This window comes from Nocardioides soli, from assembly GCF_014191495.1.
Classification (GTDB): domain Bacteria; phylum Actinomycetota; class Actinomycetes; order Propionibacteriales; family Nocardioidaceae; genus Nocardioides; species Nocardioides soli.
In genome coordinates this window covers 1,219,102-1,233,165 of the sequence record NZ_JACHWR010000001.1, presented here as the reverse complement: position 1 = coordinate 1,233,165, position 14,064 = coordinate 1,219,102, and the positions used below count along the sequence as shown (strand labels likewise).

Below are 14,064 nucleotides of genomic sequence, written 5' to 3'. Positions count from 1 at the left end.
GGGCGGTGCCGGGGAGGGTCAGTGCTTCAGGATCTTGCCGAGGAAGTCCTGGGCCCGCTCCGAGCGCGGGTTGGTGAAGAAGTCGTCGGGCGTGCTCTCCTCGACGATCGCCCCGTCGGACATGAAGACCACGCGGTCGGCCGCGGTGCGCGCGAACCCCATCTCGTGCGTCACCACGATCATCGTCATGCCGCCGCGGGCGAGGTCGACCATCACGTCGAGGACCTCCTTGATCATCTCCGGGTCGAGCGCCGAGGTCGGCTCGTCGAAGAGCATCAGCGTGGGGTCCATGGCGAGCGCGCGGGCGATCGCGACGCGCTGCTGCTGGCCACCCGAGAGCTGGGCCGGGTACTTCGCCGCCTGCTGGCCGACCCCGACCCGGTCGAGCAGCTCGCGGGCACGTTTCTCGGCGTCCGTGCGCTTGGTGCCGCGCACCTTGATCGGGCCGAGCGTGACGTTCTCCAGCACGGTCTTGTGGGCGAAGAGGTTGAAGCTCTGGAAGACCATGCCGACGTCGGAGCGCAGTCGGGCGAGCTCCTTGCCCTCCTGGGGCAACGGCCGGCCCTCCAGGGTGATCGAGCCGTTGTCGATCGTCTCGAGCCGGTTGATGGCGCGGCACAGTGTGGACTTTCCCGACCCGGACGGTCCGATGACGACGACCACCTCGCCGCGGTGGACGGTCAGGTCGATGCCCTGGAGGACGTGCAGCGGGCCGAACCACTTGTCGACACCCGCAAGCGCCACCACGGTCTCGGTGCCGGTCTCCGGAGTCGTGGCTGCCGTCATGAGGGGACACTAGTCACCGATGGCCCGTTCGGGCTACCTGTGCACTGGGGTTGTGCACTGGGGTCGTCGTGGTTTCGGGCGGTCCGCGGGCGCGCCGTACCCTGGCGACTGTCATGAGCGCACGTACCTACGAGGTCCGCACCTACGGGTGCCAGATGAACGTCCACGACTCCGAGCGGCTGTCGGGGCTGCTGGAGGACGCGGGCTATGTCGGCGTTCCTGACGGGGAGCAGGCCGACGTCGTCGTGTTCAACACCTGCGCGGTGCGCGAGAACGCCGACAACAAGCTCTACGGCAACCTCGGCCACCTCGCGCCGGTCAAGGCGGCGAGGCCCGGCATGCAGATCGCCGTCGGCGGCTGTCTGGCGCAGAAGGACCGCGCCACGATCACCCGGAAGGCACCGTGGGTCGACGTCGTCTTCGGCACCCACAACATCGGCTCGCTGCCGGTGCTGCTGGAGCGGGCCCGGGTGCAGCAGGAGGCGCAGGTCGAGATCCTCGAGTCGCTCGAGGTCTTCCCGTCGACGCTGCCGACCCGCCGCGAGTCGGCGTACGCCGCCTGGGTGTCGGTGTCGGTGGGCTGCAACAACACCTGCACGTTCTGCATCGTCCCTGCGCTCCGGGGCAAGGAGAAGGACCGCCGGCCCGGTGAGATCCTGGCCGAGATCGAGGCGCTGGTCGCCGAGGGCGTCTCCGAGGTCACGCTGCTGGGCCAGAACGTCAACTCGTACGGCGTGGAGTTCGGCGACCGCCAGGCGTTCTCGAAGCTGCTGCGCTCCTGCGGCTCGATCCCCGGCCTGGAGCGGGTGCGCTTCACCTCGCCGCACCCGGCGGAGTTCACCGACGACGTCATCGAGGCGATGGCCGAGACCCCTAACGTGATGCCGCAGTTGCACATGCCGCTGCAGTCCGGCTCCGACAAGGTGCTGCGCGACATGCGGCGCTCGTACCGGCAGAAGAGGTTCCTCGGCATCATCGAGCGGGTCCGCGCGGCGATGCCCGACGCGGCGATCACCACCGACATCATCGTGGGCTTCCCCGGCGAGACCGAGGAGGACTTCCAGGAGACGCTGCACGTCGTGCGCGAGGCACGCTTCTCGGGCGCCTTCACCTTCCAGTACTCCAAGCGGCCCGGCACGCCCGCCGCCGAGCTCGACGACCAGGTCCCGCCGGAGGTGGTCAAGGACCGCTACGAGCGGCTGGTCGCGCTGGTCAACGACATCGCCTGGGAGGAGAACAAGCGCCTCGTCGGCACCCGGGTCGAGCTGATGGTCGCCGAGGGGGAGGGCCGCAAGGACGCCGAGACGCACCGGCTCTCCGGCCGCGGCCCCGACAACCGCCTCGTGCACTTCGCGCCGCCGGTCGGCGTCGACGTACGTCCCGGCGACCTGGTCACCGTCGAGATCACGTACGCCGCGCCGCACCACCTCGTCGCCGACGGCGGCGTGATCGACGTGCGCCGCACCTGCTCGGGCGACGCGTGGGAGGCCCGGAACTCCGCCCCGTCCACGACCGCCGGAGTCGCGCTCGGCATGCCGACCCTCGGCGTTCCCGCCCCGCTCCCGGACGCGCCCGCCTGCGGCTGATCTCCTCACGGTGGTTGAGGTGCGAAGGCGCCCTGGCGCCTGAGCCTCGAAACCAACGCCGGTCGCCCTACAGCTCGTCGTCCGCCCGAGGATCGAGCCGGGGATAGCCCGCCTTCGGCGGGATGCCCTCGGGGTTGTCCTCGGGGTTGCCGACGGACTGCTCGGGCAGCGTCTCCTCGTCGGGGGCGCGCTCGTGCTCGGAGACGTCGCGCAGCCCGTCGGTGGCCTCCTGGCCCGGCCCCGCGTGGCCGACCCGCTCGCTGCTCACGCCCATGCCGCCGGTCGCGCGCTGGGGTCCCGAGGAGCCGGGCGTGGAGGACTGGAGCTCCTCGTCGCGGTCGCCGCTCATGCCGGGGACTCCTTCTCGGGCTCGTCGTCCTCGCCGTCGGCGCTGCGGGTGGCCTTGGTCGAGGTGTCCTCGCCGCTCTCGACCTCCTGCTTCAGCGGTTCGGGCACCTGCTGGGCGATCGACGGGTTGTCGGACACCGGGGGATCGGGGATCGTCCCGTTGGCGTCGTCGGGTTTGGCGTCGGGGCCGCCGGGGTTGGGCTCGCCGGGCTCGATGACGGGTTCGGGCATCGGGCCGAGGTCGGACTGGTCGGAGGTCACGCGTGCCTCTCTAGAATCTCTAGAAGCCGAAGGTCGAGTACGCCTCCGCGGTACCCGTTCGCACCGCCTCCAACACGGCCCGCTCGTGCGGCACCACCGGCTCGGGCAGCTCGGCGAGCGGGCACCAGCGCAGGTCGGCGGCCTTGTCGGCCTCCATGATCCGGGGCACGCCCGACCACGACCGGGCGGTGAAGAAGAAGTCGATCCGCTCGTCGATCGGCTGGTCGTGGAGGGTGCGCTGCATCGACGTCACGAACCTCAGGTCGACGTCGCCGATCCCGAGCTCCTCGAGCGCCTCCCGACGGGCCGCGTCGTACGCCGTCTCGCCGCGCTCCACGTGGCCGGCCGCGGCGGCCGCCCAGTGGTCGTCCATGTAGCCGGTGTTGCGCCGCAGCTGCAGCAGCACCTCCGGTCCGGCGGCGCCGTCGCGCAGCAGGAACACGTACGCCGCGGGCACCACGACGAAGCGCCCGTGCGCGGCGGCGTACTCCTCGGTGTAGGGCTCGACCCCGGTCACTCCTCGTCCTCGGTCTCGTCCTCGAGGTCGTGCGGCGTCGTCTCCGCCTCACCCGCCTCGCCGTAGATCGTGCCGGTCTCGGGTGACGTGGCTCCCGGCTCGGTGCCCTCGAACTCCTCCTGGTCGGGCTCCTCCTCCGGCTCCAGGTCCTCGGTCAGGTCGAACTCGCTCATGCTTGCCAGACTAGCCACATGTCGAGCCCCCCGAACCCGCCGATCGTCGCGGTCGTCGGCGCCACCGCGTCGGGCAAGACCGGCCTGTCGCTCGGGCTCGCCGCCCGGCTCGGCGGCGACGTCGTGAACACCGACGCGATGCAGGTCTACCGCGGCATGGACATCGGTACGGCGAAGCTGGCCGAGGCCGACCGCGACGGCGTCCCGCACCACCTCCTCGACGTGCTGAGCGTGCGCGAGCCGCTGACGGTCGCGGAGTTCCAGGGCTGGGCCCGCGGCGCGATCGTGCGGCTCCGCGCCGCAGGCCGGGTGCCGGTGCTGGTCGGCGGCTCGGCGCTCTACACGCGGGCGATCCTGGACCGGTTCGAGTTCCCCGGCACCGACGACGCCGTACGCCGTCGGCTGGAGGCCGAGCTCGAGGAGGTCGGCAGCGCGGAGCTGCACCGTCGACTCCGGGAGGTCGACCCCGAGGCGGCCGACCGGATCCTGGTCGAGAACGGCCGCCGCATCGTGCGCGCCCTCGAGGTCGTCGAGATCACCGGCCGGCCGTTCAGCGCGTCGCTGCCGACGCTGGAGTACGTCGACCCCGCGTCCGTGCAGATCGGCGTGGACATCGACCGGCCGGCGCTGGACGAGCGGATCGCGCGGCGGGTGGAGTCGATGTTCGAGCAGGGCTTCGTGGCCGAGGTCGAGCGGCTGCTCGACGAGGGGCTGGCGGAGGGCCGCACGGCGGTGACGGCGATCGGCTACCGCGAGGTGGTCGCCCACCTGCGCGGTGAGCTCACCCTCGACGAGGCGCGCGAGCGCACCGTCGTCGCCACCCGGCGCTTCGCCCGCCGCCAGGACTCGTGGTTCCGCAAGGACCCGCGGGTCACCTGGCTCCGGTACGACGACCCGGAGTTGGTCGACCGGGCGGTGGCCGTGGTGTCGTGGTCGGGAGGCTTGCCGGGATAGTCCGTCACGTTCTGGCGGTCCCACACGCCGGATCGCAACCAATTCGTGACGGACTATCCCGGCGGTCACCTCGGACGCTCGACGATCACTCCGCGGCAGAGCAAGAACGGTCGGGCGCACCGGCGGCGATCGCGGCCAGACTGGACCCATGACCGAGACCGGGCGCGACCGCCTTCGCGAGCTCCTCGACGCGGTGCTCGACGAGGAGCACCGCAGCCTGGGGGAGATGGCGAGCGGGGCGTTCTCGTCGCCCTACCACTTCGCCCGCCAGCTGTCCGCGGGCGCCGGTGAGCCACCGGTGGCGATGCGCCGCCGGGTGATGCTCGAGCGGGCGGCCTGGCAGCTGCGGCGTGGTGCGACCGTGACCGACACGGCGTTCGCGGCCGGTTACGAGTCCGTCGAGGGCTTCGCCCGGGCGTACGTGCGGGCCTACGGAAACCCGCCGAGCGAGCGGGTCGACGGACACCACTGGCTGCCGGCGCCGAACGGCATCCACTTCCATCCGCCCACCTCGCTGTGGGTGCACACCGGGGAGCACACCATGACCCAGCCGCTCGACCTGCTGGTCCACCACGACCTCGACGACACCCGCGAGCTGATCGTGCTGGCCAAGCAGCTCGACGACGCGGCGTACCGCGCCGAACTGCAGCCGGGCAGTCGCGTGCACAGCTGGGAGGGCGAGGAGGCGTCGGTCGCCGCGGTGCTGACCAGTCAGGTGCACACGAAGGAGGTGTGGCTCGCGGCGATCCTGGGCGAGGACTTCCCGGACGACCGGCCCGACGATGTCGTGGCCCTGCTGCGTCGCCACGACGACGTCGCGGCGCGCTGGCTCGACATGCTCCGCGACATCGAGCGGTGCCGGGCCTGGGACGACCGGATCGTCGACGCGCTCTGCGACCCGCCCGAGAGCTTCGTGCTCGGCAGCATCGTCGCCCACGTGCTCACCTACTCCGCGCACCGCCGGCTCGGCGTCCGCGCCATGCTGCGCGACCACGGCGTCGAGACCGACGAGGGCGACCCCATCAACTGGCTACGACGACGATCGGACCCCGACGCATGAAGACCACGTTCTACACCGCGACCACCCTCGACGGCTTCCTCGCCGACGAGCACGACTCGCTCGACTGGCTGCTCAGCCAGCCCATCGACGACGACGGGCCGTTCAACTACCAGGCCTTCATGACCGACGTCGGCGCGATCGCGATGGGCGCCACGACGTACGAGTGGGTCCTGGCGCACCACGTCGACCAGGGCGAGAAGTGGTTCTACGAGCAGCCGTCGTGGGTGTTCACCCACCGTGACCTGCGCCGGGTGGCCGACAACATCACGCTGACGTCCGCGCCGGTCGCCGAGGTACACGCCGCGATGGCGGCGGCCGCCGGCGGCCGGGACATCTGGATGGTCGGCGGCGGCGACCTGGCGGCGCAGTTCGCGGAGGCGGGGCTGCTCGACGAGGTGGTGGTCTCGATCGCGCCGGTCACGCTCGGCGCGGGGCGGCCGCTCTTCCCGCGTCGCTTCGACCTCGAGCTGATCGAGCACGACCGCAACCGGGCGTTCCTGTGCGCCCGCTACCGGGTGGTCGGGCCGCGTTTGCCACCGGCCTGAATGGGCACGGGGAGGGGCAGCCACTCTCGGGAGGTCCCCGCATGCGCTCCGTCGCCGCACTCGCCGCCCTGTCGCTCACCGCGGCGCTGACCGTCGCCGTCGGACCGGCACCGGCCGGTTCCGCACCGGCCTCGTCCGGCCCCGTCTCGTCCGGGCAGTCCGGACAGTCCGGCGCGCAGGCGCCGACTCCGCCGAAACGGGCGACCGCCGTCGGCACCGGCGGTGCCGTCGCCTCGGTCGACCCCGACGCGACCCGGGTCGGCCTCCGGGTGCTGCGCCGCGGCGGCAACGCCACCGACGCGGCGGTCGCGACCGCCGCCGCCCTCGGGGTGACCGAGCCCTTCAGCGCCGGCATCGGCGGCGGTGGCTACTTCGTGCACTATGCGGCGAAGACCGGCAAGGTGCGCACCGTCGACGGTCGCGAGACCGCGCCGTCGGCGATGCCGCACGACGCCTTCATCGACCCGAAGACCGACAAGCCGTGGAACTTCTCGCCCGAACTGGTCACCAGCGGTGTCTCGGTCGGCGTCCCGGGGACCCTCGCGACCTGGCAGCGGGCGCTGCGGCGGTGGGGCACCCGATCGCTGGCGTCGTCGCTGCGGCCGGCCACCCGCCTGGCCCGTGCGGGCTTCGTGGTCGACCGGACCTTCCGCAGCCAGGTGCTGCAGAACCGCCAGCGCTTCGGCGCCTTCGTGTCGACCAAGCGGCTCTATCTGCGCGGCGGCCACGCTCCGCGGGTGGGCAGCAGGTTCCGCAACCCCGACCTGGCCGACACCTACCAGCTGATCGCCGAGCGCGGACCGCGGGCCTTCTACCGCGGCGAGCTCGCGCCCGAGATCGTGCAGGCGGTGCGCACGCCGCCGACGGTGGCGAACCCGAAGCTGCCGGTGCCCCCGGGTCACCTGCGGACCCGCGACCTCGAGCGCTACCGCATGGTCGACCGCCGGCCGACCCGCGTCGGCTACCGCGGCCTCGACGTCTACGGCATGGCGCCCTCGTCGTCTGGCGGCTCGACGGTCGGCGAGGCGCTCAACATCCTCGAGCGCTACGACCTCTCGGCCCTGCCGCGGGTCCAGGCGCTACACCTCTACCTCGAGGCGAGCGCCCTGGCGTTCGCCGACCGCGGTGCGTACGTCGGCGACCCCGCCCAGGTCGACGTGCCCCTCGCCGACCTGCTCTCCGACACCTTCGCCGCGGAGCGCGCGTGCCTGGTCGATCCCGCTGCGACGCTGGCCAGGCCCGTCGACGCCGGCGACGTCACGACGTACGACGGCCGCTGCGCGGGGCCGACCGGGACCGCAACCTCGCCCCCGGACACCGAGAACACCGAGACCACGAACCTCACCGTGGTCGACCGGTGGGGCAACGTGGTCGAGTACACGCTGACCATCGAGCAGACCGGCGGCTCCGGCATCGTGGTGCCCCGGCGCGGTTTCCTGCTCAACAACGAGCTCACCGACTTCTCGGCCGAGTACGACCCGGCCGACCCGAACCGGATCGAGCCGCGGAAGCGGCCGCGGTCGTCGATGGCGCCGACCATCGTGCTGAAGGACGGCCAGCCCATGCTCGCGGTCGGCTCGCCGGGCGGCTCGACGATCATCACCACGGTGCTGCAGATCCTGCTCAACCGGCTCGACCTCGGCATGACGCTGCCGGCCGCCATCGCCGCCCCGCGGGCCACACAGCGCAACACGCCCACCGACCTGGCGGAGCCGGCGTTCGTGCAGCAGTACGCCGCCGGTCTCACGGCTCTCGGCCACGACGTCGAGACCTACGAGGACATCTTCACCGGGACCCATGAGATCGGCGCCGCGACCGGGATCGAGATCGGCCCCGACGGTCTGCTCACCGCGGCCGCCGAGCCCACCCGGCGCGGCGGCGGGTCGGCAGCGGTCGTCCGCAAGCGGATGCACTGAGCCGGTCGGTCCGACGCGCGGCGTACCGTGGTCGCGTGCCGACGACCCAGACCGCCGCCCCGGAGACCGACTGGACCGAGATCACCACGGTCGAAGACCTCGTGGACCTGCTCGGCGAGCCGATCCCCCGGGTCCGCGACAAGGTCCGCCCGGCGCTGCTCGACGTGGACCGGGCCTGGCTCGCGGCGACGCCGTTCTGCGTGCTCGCGACGGCGTCCGCATCCGGCGCGTGCGACGCGTCGCCGAAGGGCGACCCGGCGGGGCAGCTGGTCCACGTCATCGACGACAGGACGATCGCGGTGGCGGAGCGGCCCGGCAACCGGCGGGCCGACGGCTACCGGAACATCCTCGAGAACCCGCAGGTCGGGCTGAACTTCCTGATCCCCGGCCGCGGCGACACGCTGCGCGTCAACGGCCGGGCCCGGCTGGTCAGCGACGCGCCGTTCTTCGACGAGATGGTCGTCAAGGGGCACCGTCCGGTGCTCGCCGTGGTCGTGCACATCGAGGAGGTCTTCTTCCACTGCGCGAAGGCGTTCCTGCGCTCGGCGCTGTGGCGGCCCGAGACCTGGGACCCGACCGGGATCGTGCCGCGCCGTGCCGTGATCGCGCACGACTCCGAGCCGACCGGCATGACGCTGCAGCAGCTCGACGAGTACTACGAGCCCGACAACTACTCGCGGGGGATGTATGCCTGAGCGCTATCCCTTCCTCAAGGGCCACGGCACGGAGAACGACTTCGTGCTGCTGCCCGACCCCGACGGCTCCGTGCACGGCGAGCTGTCGCCCCAGCGGATGGCGGAGCGGGTGCGCGCGCTGTGCGACCGCCGGGCCGGCATCGGCGGCGACGGGGTGCTGCGGGTGGTCCGCCGTGACGGCGGCTGGTTCATGGACTACCGCAACTCCGACGGCTCGGTCTCGGAGATGTGCGGCAACGGCATCCGGGTCTTCGCCCGCTACCTGGTCGACGAGGGTCTCGCCGACCCCTCGGCGCCGATCCCGGTGGGCACCCGCGACGGCGTCAAAGTGCTGACCGTCGACGGCGACCTGATCACCGCCGACATGGGGGCTCCACGGGTGCTCGGCGAGTCGAAGGTCGCGGTGCCCGGCCACGCCTGGGTGGCGCGCCACGTCGACATGGGCAACCCGCACGCGGTGGCCTTCGTCGAGTCGCTGGACGACGCCGGCACCCTGCTCGACGCGCCCGACCACGACGAGACGACGTACCCGCACGGCGTGAACGTGGAGTTCGTCGTACGCCGCGGGGACCGGCACGTCGCGATGCGGGTGCACGAGCGCGGCTCGGGGGAGACCCGCTCCTGCGGCACCGGCGCCTGCGCGGTGATGGTGGCCGCCGCCGTGGCCGACGGTGCCCGTCCGACCGACGCGGACGTCGCCTACCGCGTCGATGTCCCCGGCGGCACCCTCACCGTCACCTGGACCACCGACGACCGGGTGCTGCTCACCGGCCCCGCCGTGATCGTGGCCCGGGGCACCACGGGTCTCTGAGCGCGGGGTTTCGGCTGCTGACAGCCGAAACCCGCAGGACACGCCGTGGTCGACCGGGGTGTCCTGCGGGTTCTGGCTGCTGACAGCCGAAACCCGCGGCACCGTGACAGTCTCACTGTGAGCATGGTTATGCTCCGGACCATGGACATCAACGGAGCAAGTGCCATCGTCACGGGCGCCGCGTCGGGCATCGGTGCCGCGGCCGCGCGCCGGCTCGCCGCCAAGGGCGCGGTCGTCGTGGTCGCCGACCTGCAGGCCGACAAGGGCGAGGCGCTCGCCCAGGAGATCGGCGGCGTGTTCGCCCAGGTCGACGTGACGAACACCGACCAGATCAGGGCCGCGGTCGAGGCTGCCGCGGCGATCGCCCCGCTGCGCGCCTGCGTGAACTCCGCCGGCATCGGCTGGGCGCAGCGCACCATCGGCCGCGACGGCGAGTTCGACTCCGCGCACGACCTCGACGCGTTCCGCAAGGTGATCGCGATCAACCTGATCGGCACCTTCGACATGACCCGCCTCGCCGCGACCGCGATGAGCCGCAACGAGCCCGACGCCGACGGCTGCCGCGGCGCGATCGTCAACCTCGCGTCCGTCGCCGCGTTCGACGGTCAGATCGGCCAGGCGTCGTACTCCGCCTCCAAGGGCGGCGTCGTCGGCATGACGCTCCCGGTCGCCCGCGACCTCTCCGCCGCCGGCATCCGCCTCAACACCATCGCCCCCGGCCTGATCGACACCCCGATCTACGGCGAGGGCGAGCAGGCCGAGGCGTTCAAGGCCAAGCTCGGCGAGAGCGTGCTGTTCCCGAAGCGGCTCGGCGTCCCCGACGAGCTGGCCAGCATGGTCGTCGAGTGCATCACCAACAGCTACATGAACGGCGAGGTCGTCCGCGTCGACGGCGGCATCCGGATGCCCCCCAAGTAGTCGTCTTCACCCGGTGGTTTCGAGGCTCGGCGCTGGCGCGCCTCGCACCTCAACCACCGTGACGGTGCCGAGGAGCGGGCGAAGCGCGCGCCTCGCACCTCAACCACCGTGACGTTGGCTCAGGCCCGCCGTCCCATCCGGGCCAGCAGCAGCGTCTGCCGGTCGGCGCCCTCCGGGGTGTCGACCGGCCGCTTGAAGACGCCCTCGTCGTAGGCGTGGTCGCCGAAGCCCACGAACGCCGCGTCCATCGCGTCCATGTCGGCCTGCGTGAAGGTCGTGGGTCGGCCCGAGGCCGAGCCGAGGTCCCAGCCGTGCACGACGAGGTCGAAGCCGTAGAAGTGGTCGAGGGTGGCACCGATCGTGGTGCGCCCGAAGAAGCCGTCGTACTCGCGGGCGCGGAAGCCCTCGTCGGCGGCGAGCGGGCGTACGACGGCGAGGTGCTGCGTCCACACCTGCGCCGGGTCGCCATCGGGGCGGGCGCCGAGCTCGGCGTCGTGGCCCTCGAGGAACTGGCGCTGGGTGTCGACCACGTGGTCGACGACGTCCGCGGCGGACCAGCCGTCGCAGGGGCTGGTGGCGGACCAGTCGTCGGTCTCGGAGACGGTGGCACTGAAACGGTCGGCGGCATCGAGGTAGAGGTTCATGTCCCCAGCGTGGGCCACCGATGTCGGCGGCTCTTGAAAGAATCCGACACATGACGGGGCATCGCCGCATCGATCCGACCGAGCGCGCGCACCTGCTCGACGCGAGCGGCTACACGCCGCCCATCCACCGGTTCGCGCCCGGCCCCGGGCTCGCCGATCTCGTACGCCGCTACTGGATGCCGGTCTGGTCGCTGCCCGACGGCCACGTGTCGGTGCAGCGGGTGCTGCAGTACCCCGTCTGCCTGATCGTGGTGTCGCACGAGTACGCGCTGCTGGTCGGCCCGAGCAGCGGCCTCTCGACCCAGGAGCTCACCGGCGCCGGCTGGGCGCTCGGCACGATGCTCCAGCCCGCGGCCGGTCTCGCCCTCGCCGGCGGCCCGGTCGACCGGCTCACCGACACCGCCGTCCCGCTCGGTGACGCGTACGGCCTCGACGGGGCGGCGCTCACCGATCGCATCCGGCAGGCGGTGGGCGATCACCCGGACGACCCCGACCGGCAGCAGGCGGCGGTCGCCGTGGTCGAGGCGGCCCTCGCCGCGCTGCTCCCGGTGGACGAGGAGGGCCTGCTGGTCAACCTGATCGTGGAGTACGTCGAGGGCGATCCGCAGGTGCAGCGGGTCGGCCAGGTGTGCGAGAAGTTCGCGATCACCGAGCGCACCCTGCAGCGACTCACGGCCCGGCGCATCGGGCTGGCCCCGAAGTGGCTGATCCAGCGCCGCCGCCTGCACGAGGCCGCCGAGCGGCTGCGCGAGGTGGCGCGCCCCGACCTCGCCCGGGTCGCCGCCGACCTCGGGTACGCCGACCAGGCGCACTTCGGCCGCGACTTCCGCGCGGTCACCGGCCTCACGCCGGGGGAGTTCGCCGCCGAGCCCCGTCCCAGTCGCTGAGGTCGACCACCAGGTCGGCGCGCCCCCGGGCCGCCTCGATCCGGGCCGCGTTCGCCTCGTCGACCCGCGCCACCCACGCCGCCGCCTCGGCGGGCGACTTGCCGAACGCCACGTGCCGGGCGACCAGCCGCTCCCGACGTACGTCGTCGTCGAGCGTCAGGTGCCACACCACGTCGATCTCGGCCCGCACCGCGCGCCAGCGCGGCTCGTCGAGCAGCAGGTAGTTGCCCTCGGTGACGACGGTGCCCGTCGCCGGCGCCGGGATCGCGCCGGCCAGCGGCTGCTCGAGGCCGCGCTCGAACATCGGGGCGACCACATCGGCCTCGCCGGCCCGGATCCGCCGCAGCAGCGCGGCGTACCCGGGCGCGTCGAACGTCTCCGGTGCGCCCTTGCGGTCGCGCAGGCCACGGCGGTCGAGCTCGACGTCGGCGTAGTGGTAACCGTCCATCGGCACCACGGGCAGCCCCAGCGCCGCGGCGAACGTGGACTTGCCGACGCCCGGTGCGCCCGTGATGCCGAGCAGGCGGATGCCCGGCGGCACCTGGGGCGGCGCGGTCAGCGTCGTACCCTCACGATCTTCCGCACCGGCTGGGCGCCCTTCGCGGACAGCTCGACGCGCAGCCTGGTGACCTTCTTCGTGCGCACCGCCTTCCGGCCCGCCTTGGTCAGCTTGAGCCTGACGGTCTTCTTCTTGCCGGGCTTGACCTGGTACGTCGCGGCGCGCGCGAGGATCTTGTGCGGCTTCTTGGCCGACCGGAGCGTGGCCTTGCCCCGGCAGCCGCTGGCGTCGGCCGGGCAGGCGATCGTGACCGGCACCCGGTTGCGCTTGATCCGGACCGGCTTCTTCGGCGCCTTGACGGTGCCGAGCGCCGGTGTCGTGGGACCCTGTGTGAACACCGAACCGTCGCCGGGGTCGACGTTCGTCTGCTGGAGCCCGTCGGTGGTCACCCGGATGATCACGTTGTTGGTCGGGTCGGTCGCGAAGATCGAGCCGTCGGGGGCGAACGTCAGGGACTCCGGCTCGTAGCCGCCGATCGCGGTGAGGGCGCCCGTGCCCTGCGGGGAGACGTGGCCGATGCCCGCGGCGGCGCCGATGCTGGTGAACCACATGGAGCCGTCGGGGCCCTGCACCAGGTCGGCCGGCGCGGTCCGGGAGCCGGTGTCGAACGCCGTGATCTGCGCGGTGCCGGCGTCGAGGTAGCCGACCTCGCCGTCGCTGGGCGAGGTGAACATCGTGCCGCTGGAGTAGCGGCCGAACCAGATCGAGCCGACCGGCCCGGCGGCGATCGCGTAGGGATAGGCGGCGAATCTGCCAGCGGGGTAGGTCACGCCCCCGGACGCGTCGGCGTTGAGGTGGATCAGACCCGCGCCCTGGCGGCACCACATCGAGCCGTCGGCCGCCTCGCCGAGCGAGTCCTCGCACTCCGGGGCGTTCGGGTGCTCGTAGATGGTCGAGCCGACGATGCGGATGACGTAGTCCTCGTCGAACGACATGGTGACCCAGGCGGTGCCGTCGGGGCCGACCCGCACCTGCTCGCCGTACGGGTAGCTGCCGATCACCCCATCGGTGATCGTCGACCCGTCGGGGTTCATGTGGCGGGCTCGCTCCCCGGACTCGTAGACGACCCAGATCGTGCCGTCGGGCGCGACATCGAGGTCCTTGAGCGTCGTGGTGCCGGGGAACTCGGCCGGGAAGGGGTACTCGGTGATCTGTCCGCTCGGGGTGATCCTGCCGACCTTGTTGGCGTCCGCCTCGACGAACCACATGTTCCCGTCGGGAGCGGTGACGATCCGGCCGAGCCCGGCACTGCTGGTGGGCACCGGGAAGACCGTGGTGCCGGCCGCGGCCGGGGAGCCCAGACCGGGCACGAGCGCCAGCGCGGCGGCGACCAGGGCGAGCGACGAGAGGCGACTGACGAGTCCGAGACGCATGGCCGGAGCCTAATCGGCTCGCCGCGGGTGG

17 protein-coding genes are annotated in these 14,064 nt (G+C 72.4%); 9 read left to right on the top strand and 8 right to left on the bottom strand.

Annotation, left to right across the window (positions count from 1 at the left end):
- Positions 1–18: 18 nt before the first annotated feature.
- Positions 19–786, bottom strand: a complete 768-nt coding sequence (locus FHU40_RS06305) for an amino acid ABC transporter ATP-binding protein (RefSeq protein WP_183591381.1) — start codon at positions 784–786, stop codon at positions 19–21.
- Positions 787–899: 113 nt separating this feature from the next.
- Here FHU40_RS06305 and miaB point away from each other — a divergent pair, with 113 nt between their 5' ends.
- Positions 900–2,372, top strand: a complete 1,473-nt coding sequence (gene miaB, locus FHU40_RS06300) for a tRNA (N6-isopentenyl adenosine(37)-C2)-methylthiotransferase MiaB (RefSeq protein ID WP_183591380.1) — start codon at positions 900–902, stop codon at positions 2,370–2,372.
- Positions 2,373–2,439: 67 nt separating this feature from the next.
- Here miaB and FHU40_RS06295 read toward each other — a convergent pair whose 3' ends face one another.
- The 4 genes from FHU40_RS06295 to FHU40_RS06280 are packed head-to-tail and all read right to left on the bottom strand — an operon-like array spanning position 2,440 to position 3,671.
- On the bottom strand, positions 2,440–2,721 hold the full coding sequence (locus FHU40_RS06295) for a hypothetical protein (RefSeq protein WP_183591379.1): 282 nt from the start codon (positions 2,719–2,721) through the stop codon (positions 2,440–2,442).
- Positions 2,718–2,981: a hypothetical protein gene (locus FHU40_RS06290; RefSeq protein WP_183591378.1), complete on the bottom strand. Its 264-nt coding sequence runs from the start codon at positions 2,979–2,981 to the stop codon at positions 2,718–2,720. The genes FHU40_RS06295 and FHU40_RS06290 overlap by 4 nt, the downstream gene beginning before the upstream one ends.
- A 19-nt stretch (positions 2,982–3,000) precedes the next feature.
- Positions 3,001–3,498: an NUDIX domain-containing protein gene (locus FHU40_RS06285; RefSeq protein ID WP_183591377.1), complete on the bottom strand. Its 498-nt coding sequence runs from the start codon at positions 3,496–3,498 to the stop codon at positions 3,001–3,003.
- Positions 3,495–3,671 (bottom strand): hypothetical protein, encoded by a 177-nt coding sequence (locus tag FHU40_RS06280; protein WP_183591376.1) that lies wholly within the window; start codon positions 3,669–3,671, stop codon positions 3,495–3,497. The genes FHU40_RS06285 and FHU40_RS06280 overlap by 4 nt, the downstream gene beginning before the upstream one ends.
- Positions 3,672–3,689: 18 nt before the next feature.
- Between FHU40_RS06280 and miaA the strand changes: the two genes are divergently transcribed.
- From miaA to FHU40_RS06245, 7 genes are all read left to right on the top strand, one after another.
- Positions 3,690–4,625, top strand: a complete 936-nt coding sequence (gene miaA, locus FHU40_RS06275) for a tRNA (adenosine(37)-N6)-dimethylallyltransferase MiaA (RefSeq protein ID WP_183591375.1) — start codon at positions 3,690–3,692, stop codon at positions 4,623–4,625.
- Between the two features lie 148 nt (positions 4,626–4,773).
- Positions 4,774–5,685, top strand: a complete 912-nt coding sequence (locus FHU40_RS06270) for a helix-turn-helix domain-containing protein (protein ID WP_183591374.1) — start codon at positions 4,774–4,776, stop codon at positions 5,683–5,685.
- Positions 5,682–6,230, top strand: a complete 549-nt coding sequence (locus tag FHU40_RS06265; protein WP_183591373.1) for a dihydrofolate reductase family protein — start codon at positions 5,682–5,684, stop codon at positions 6,228–6,230. The genes FHU40_RS06270 and FHU40_RS06265 overlap by 4 nt, the downstream gene beginning before the upstream one ends.
- Positions 6,231–6,271: 41 nt before the next feature.
- The gene (ggt, locus tag FHU40_RS06260) at positions 6,272–8,146 is read left to right on the top strand and encodes a gamma-glutamyltransferase (protein WP_183591372.1); all 1,875 of its coding nucleotides are present in this window, start codon (positions 6,272–6,274) and stop codon (positions 8,144–8,146) included.
- Between the two features lie 35 nt (positions 8,147–8,181).
- Positions 8,182–8,841 carry an MSMEG_1061 family FMN-dependent PPOX-type flavoprotein gene (locus FHU40_RS06255; protein WP_183591371.1) on the top strand — a complete coding sequence of 220 codons (660 nt, stop codon included), beginning with the start codon at positions 8,182–8,184 and terminating at the stop codon, positions 8,839–8,841.
- Positions 8,834–9,652, top strand: coding sequence for a diaminopimelate epimerase (gene dapF, locus FHU40_RS06250; RefSeq protein WP_183591370.1), 819 nt, complete (start codon positions 8,834–8,836; stop codon positions 9,650–9,652). Before FHU40_RS06255 ends, dapF begins: the two co-directional genes overlap by 8 nt.
- Positions 9,653–9,793: 141 nt before the next feature.
- The gene (locus FHU40_RS06245) at positions 9,794–10,570 is read left to right on the top strand and encodes an SDR family NAD(P)-dependent oxidoreductase (protein ID WP_183591369.1); all 777 of its coding nucleotides are present in this window, start codon (positions 9,794–9,796) and stop codon (positions 10,568–10,570) included.
- A 119-nt stretch (positions 10,571–10,689) separates the two neighbouring features.
- Here the strand turns inward: FHU40_RS06245 and FHU40_RS06240 are convergent, their stop codons facing one another.
- The gene (locus tag FHU40_RS06240; protein WP_183591368.1) at positions 10,690–11,214 is read right to left on the bottom strand and encodes a maleylpyruvate isomerase family mycothiol-dependent enzyme; all 525 of its coding nucleotides are present in this window, start codon (positions 11,212–11,214) and stop codon (positions 10,690–10,692) included.
- Positions 11,215–11,264: 50 nt separating this feature from the next.
- On the opposite strand from FHU40_RS06240, the gene FHU40_RS06235 reads away from it, so the two are divergent.
- A complete protein-coding gene (locus FHU40_RS06235) occupies positions 11,265–12,101 on the top strand; it encodes an AraC family transcriptional regulator (RefSeq protein ID WP_183591367.1) in 837 nt (278 codons plus the stop codon).
- Here FHU40_RS06235 and FHU40_RS06230 read toward each other — a convergent pair.
- Entirely contained in the window at positions 12,058–12,642 is a 585-nt protein-coding gene (locus FHU40_RS06230) for a nucleoside/nucleotide kinase family protein (RefSeq protein ID WP_343057747.1), read from the bottom strand. The genes FHU40_RS06235 and FHU40_RS06230 overlap by 44 nt on opposite strands.
- Before the next feature lie 14 nt (positions 12,643–12,656).
- Positions 12,657–14,033: a Vgb family protein gene (locus FHU40_RS06225; protein ID WP_183591366.1), complete on the bottom strand. Its 1,377-nt coding sequence runs from the start codon at positions 14,031–14,033 to the stop codon at positions 12,657–12,659.
- Between the last annotated feature and the right edge of the window lie 31 nt (positions 14,034–14,064).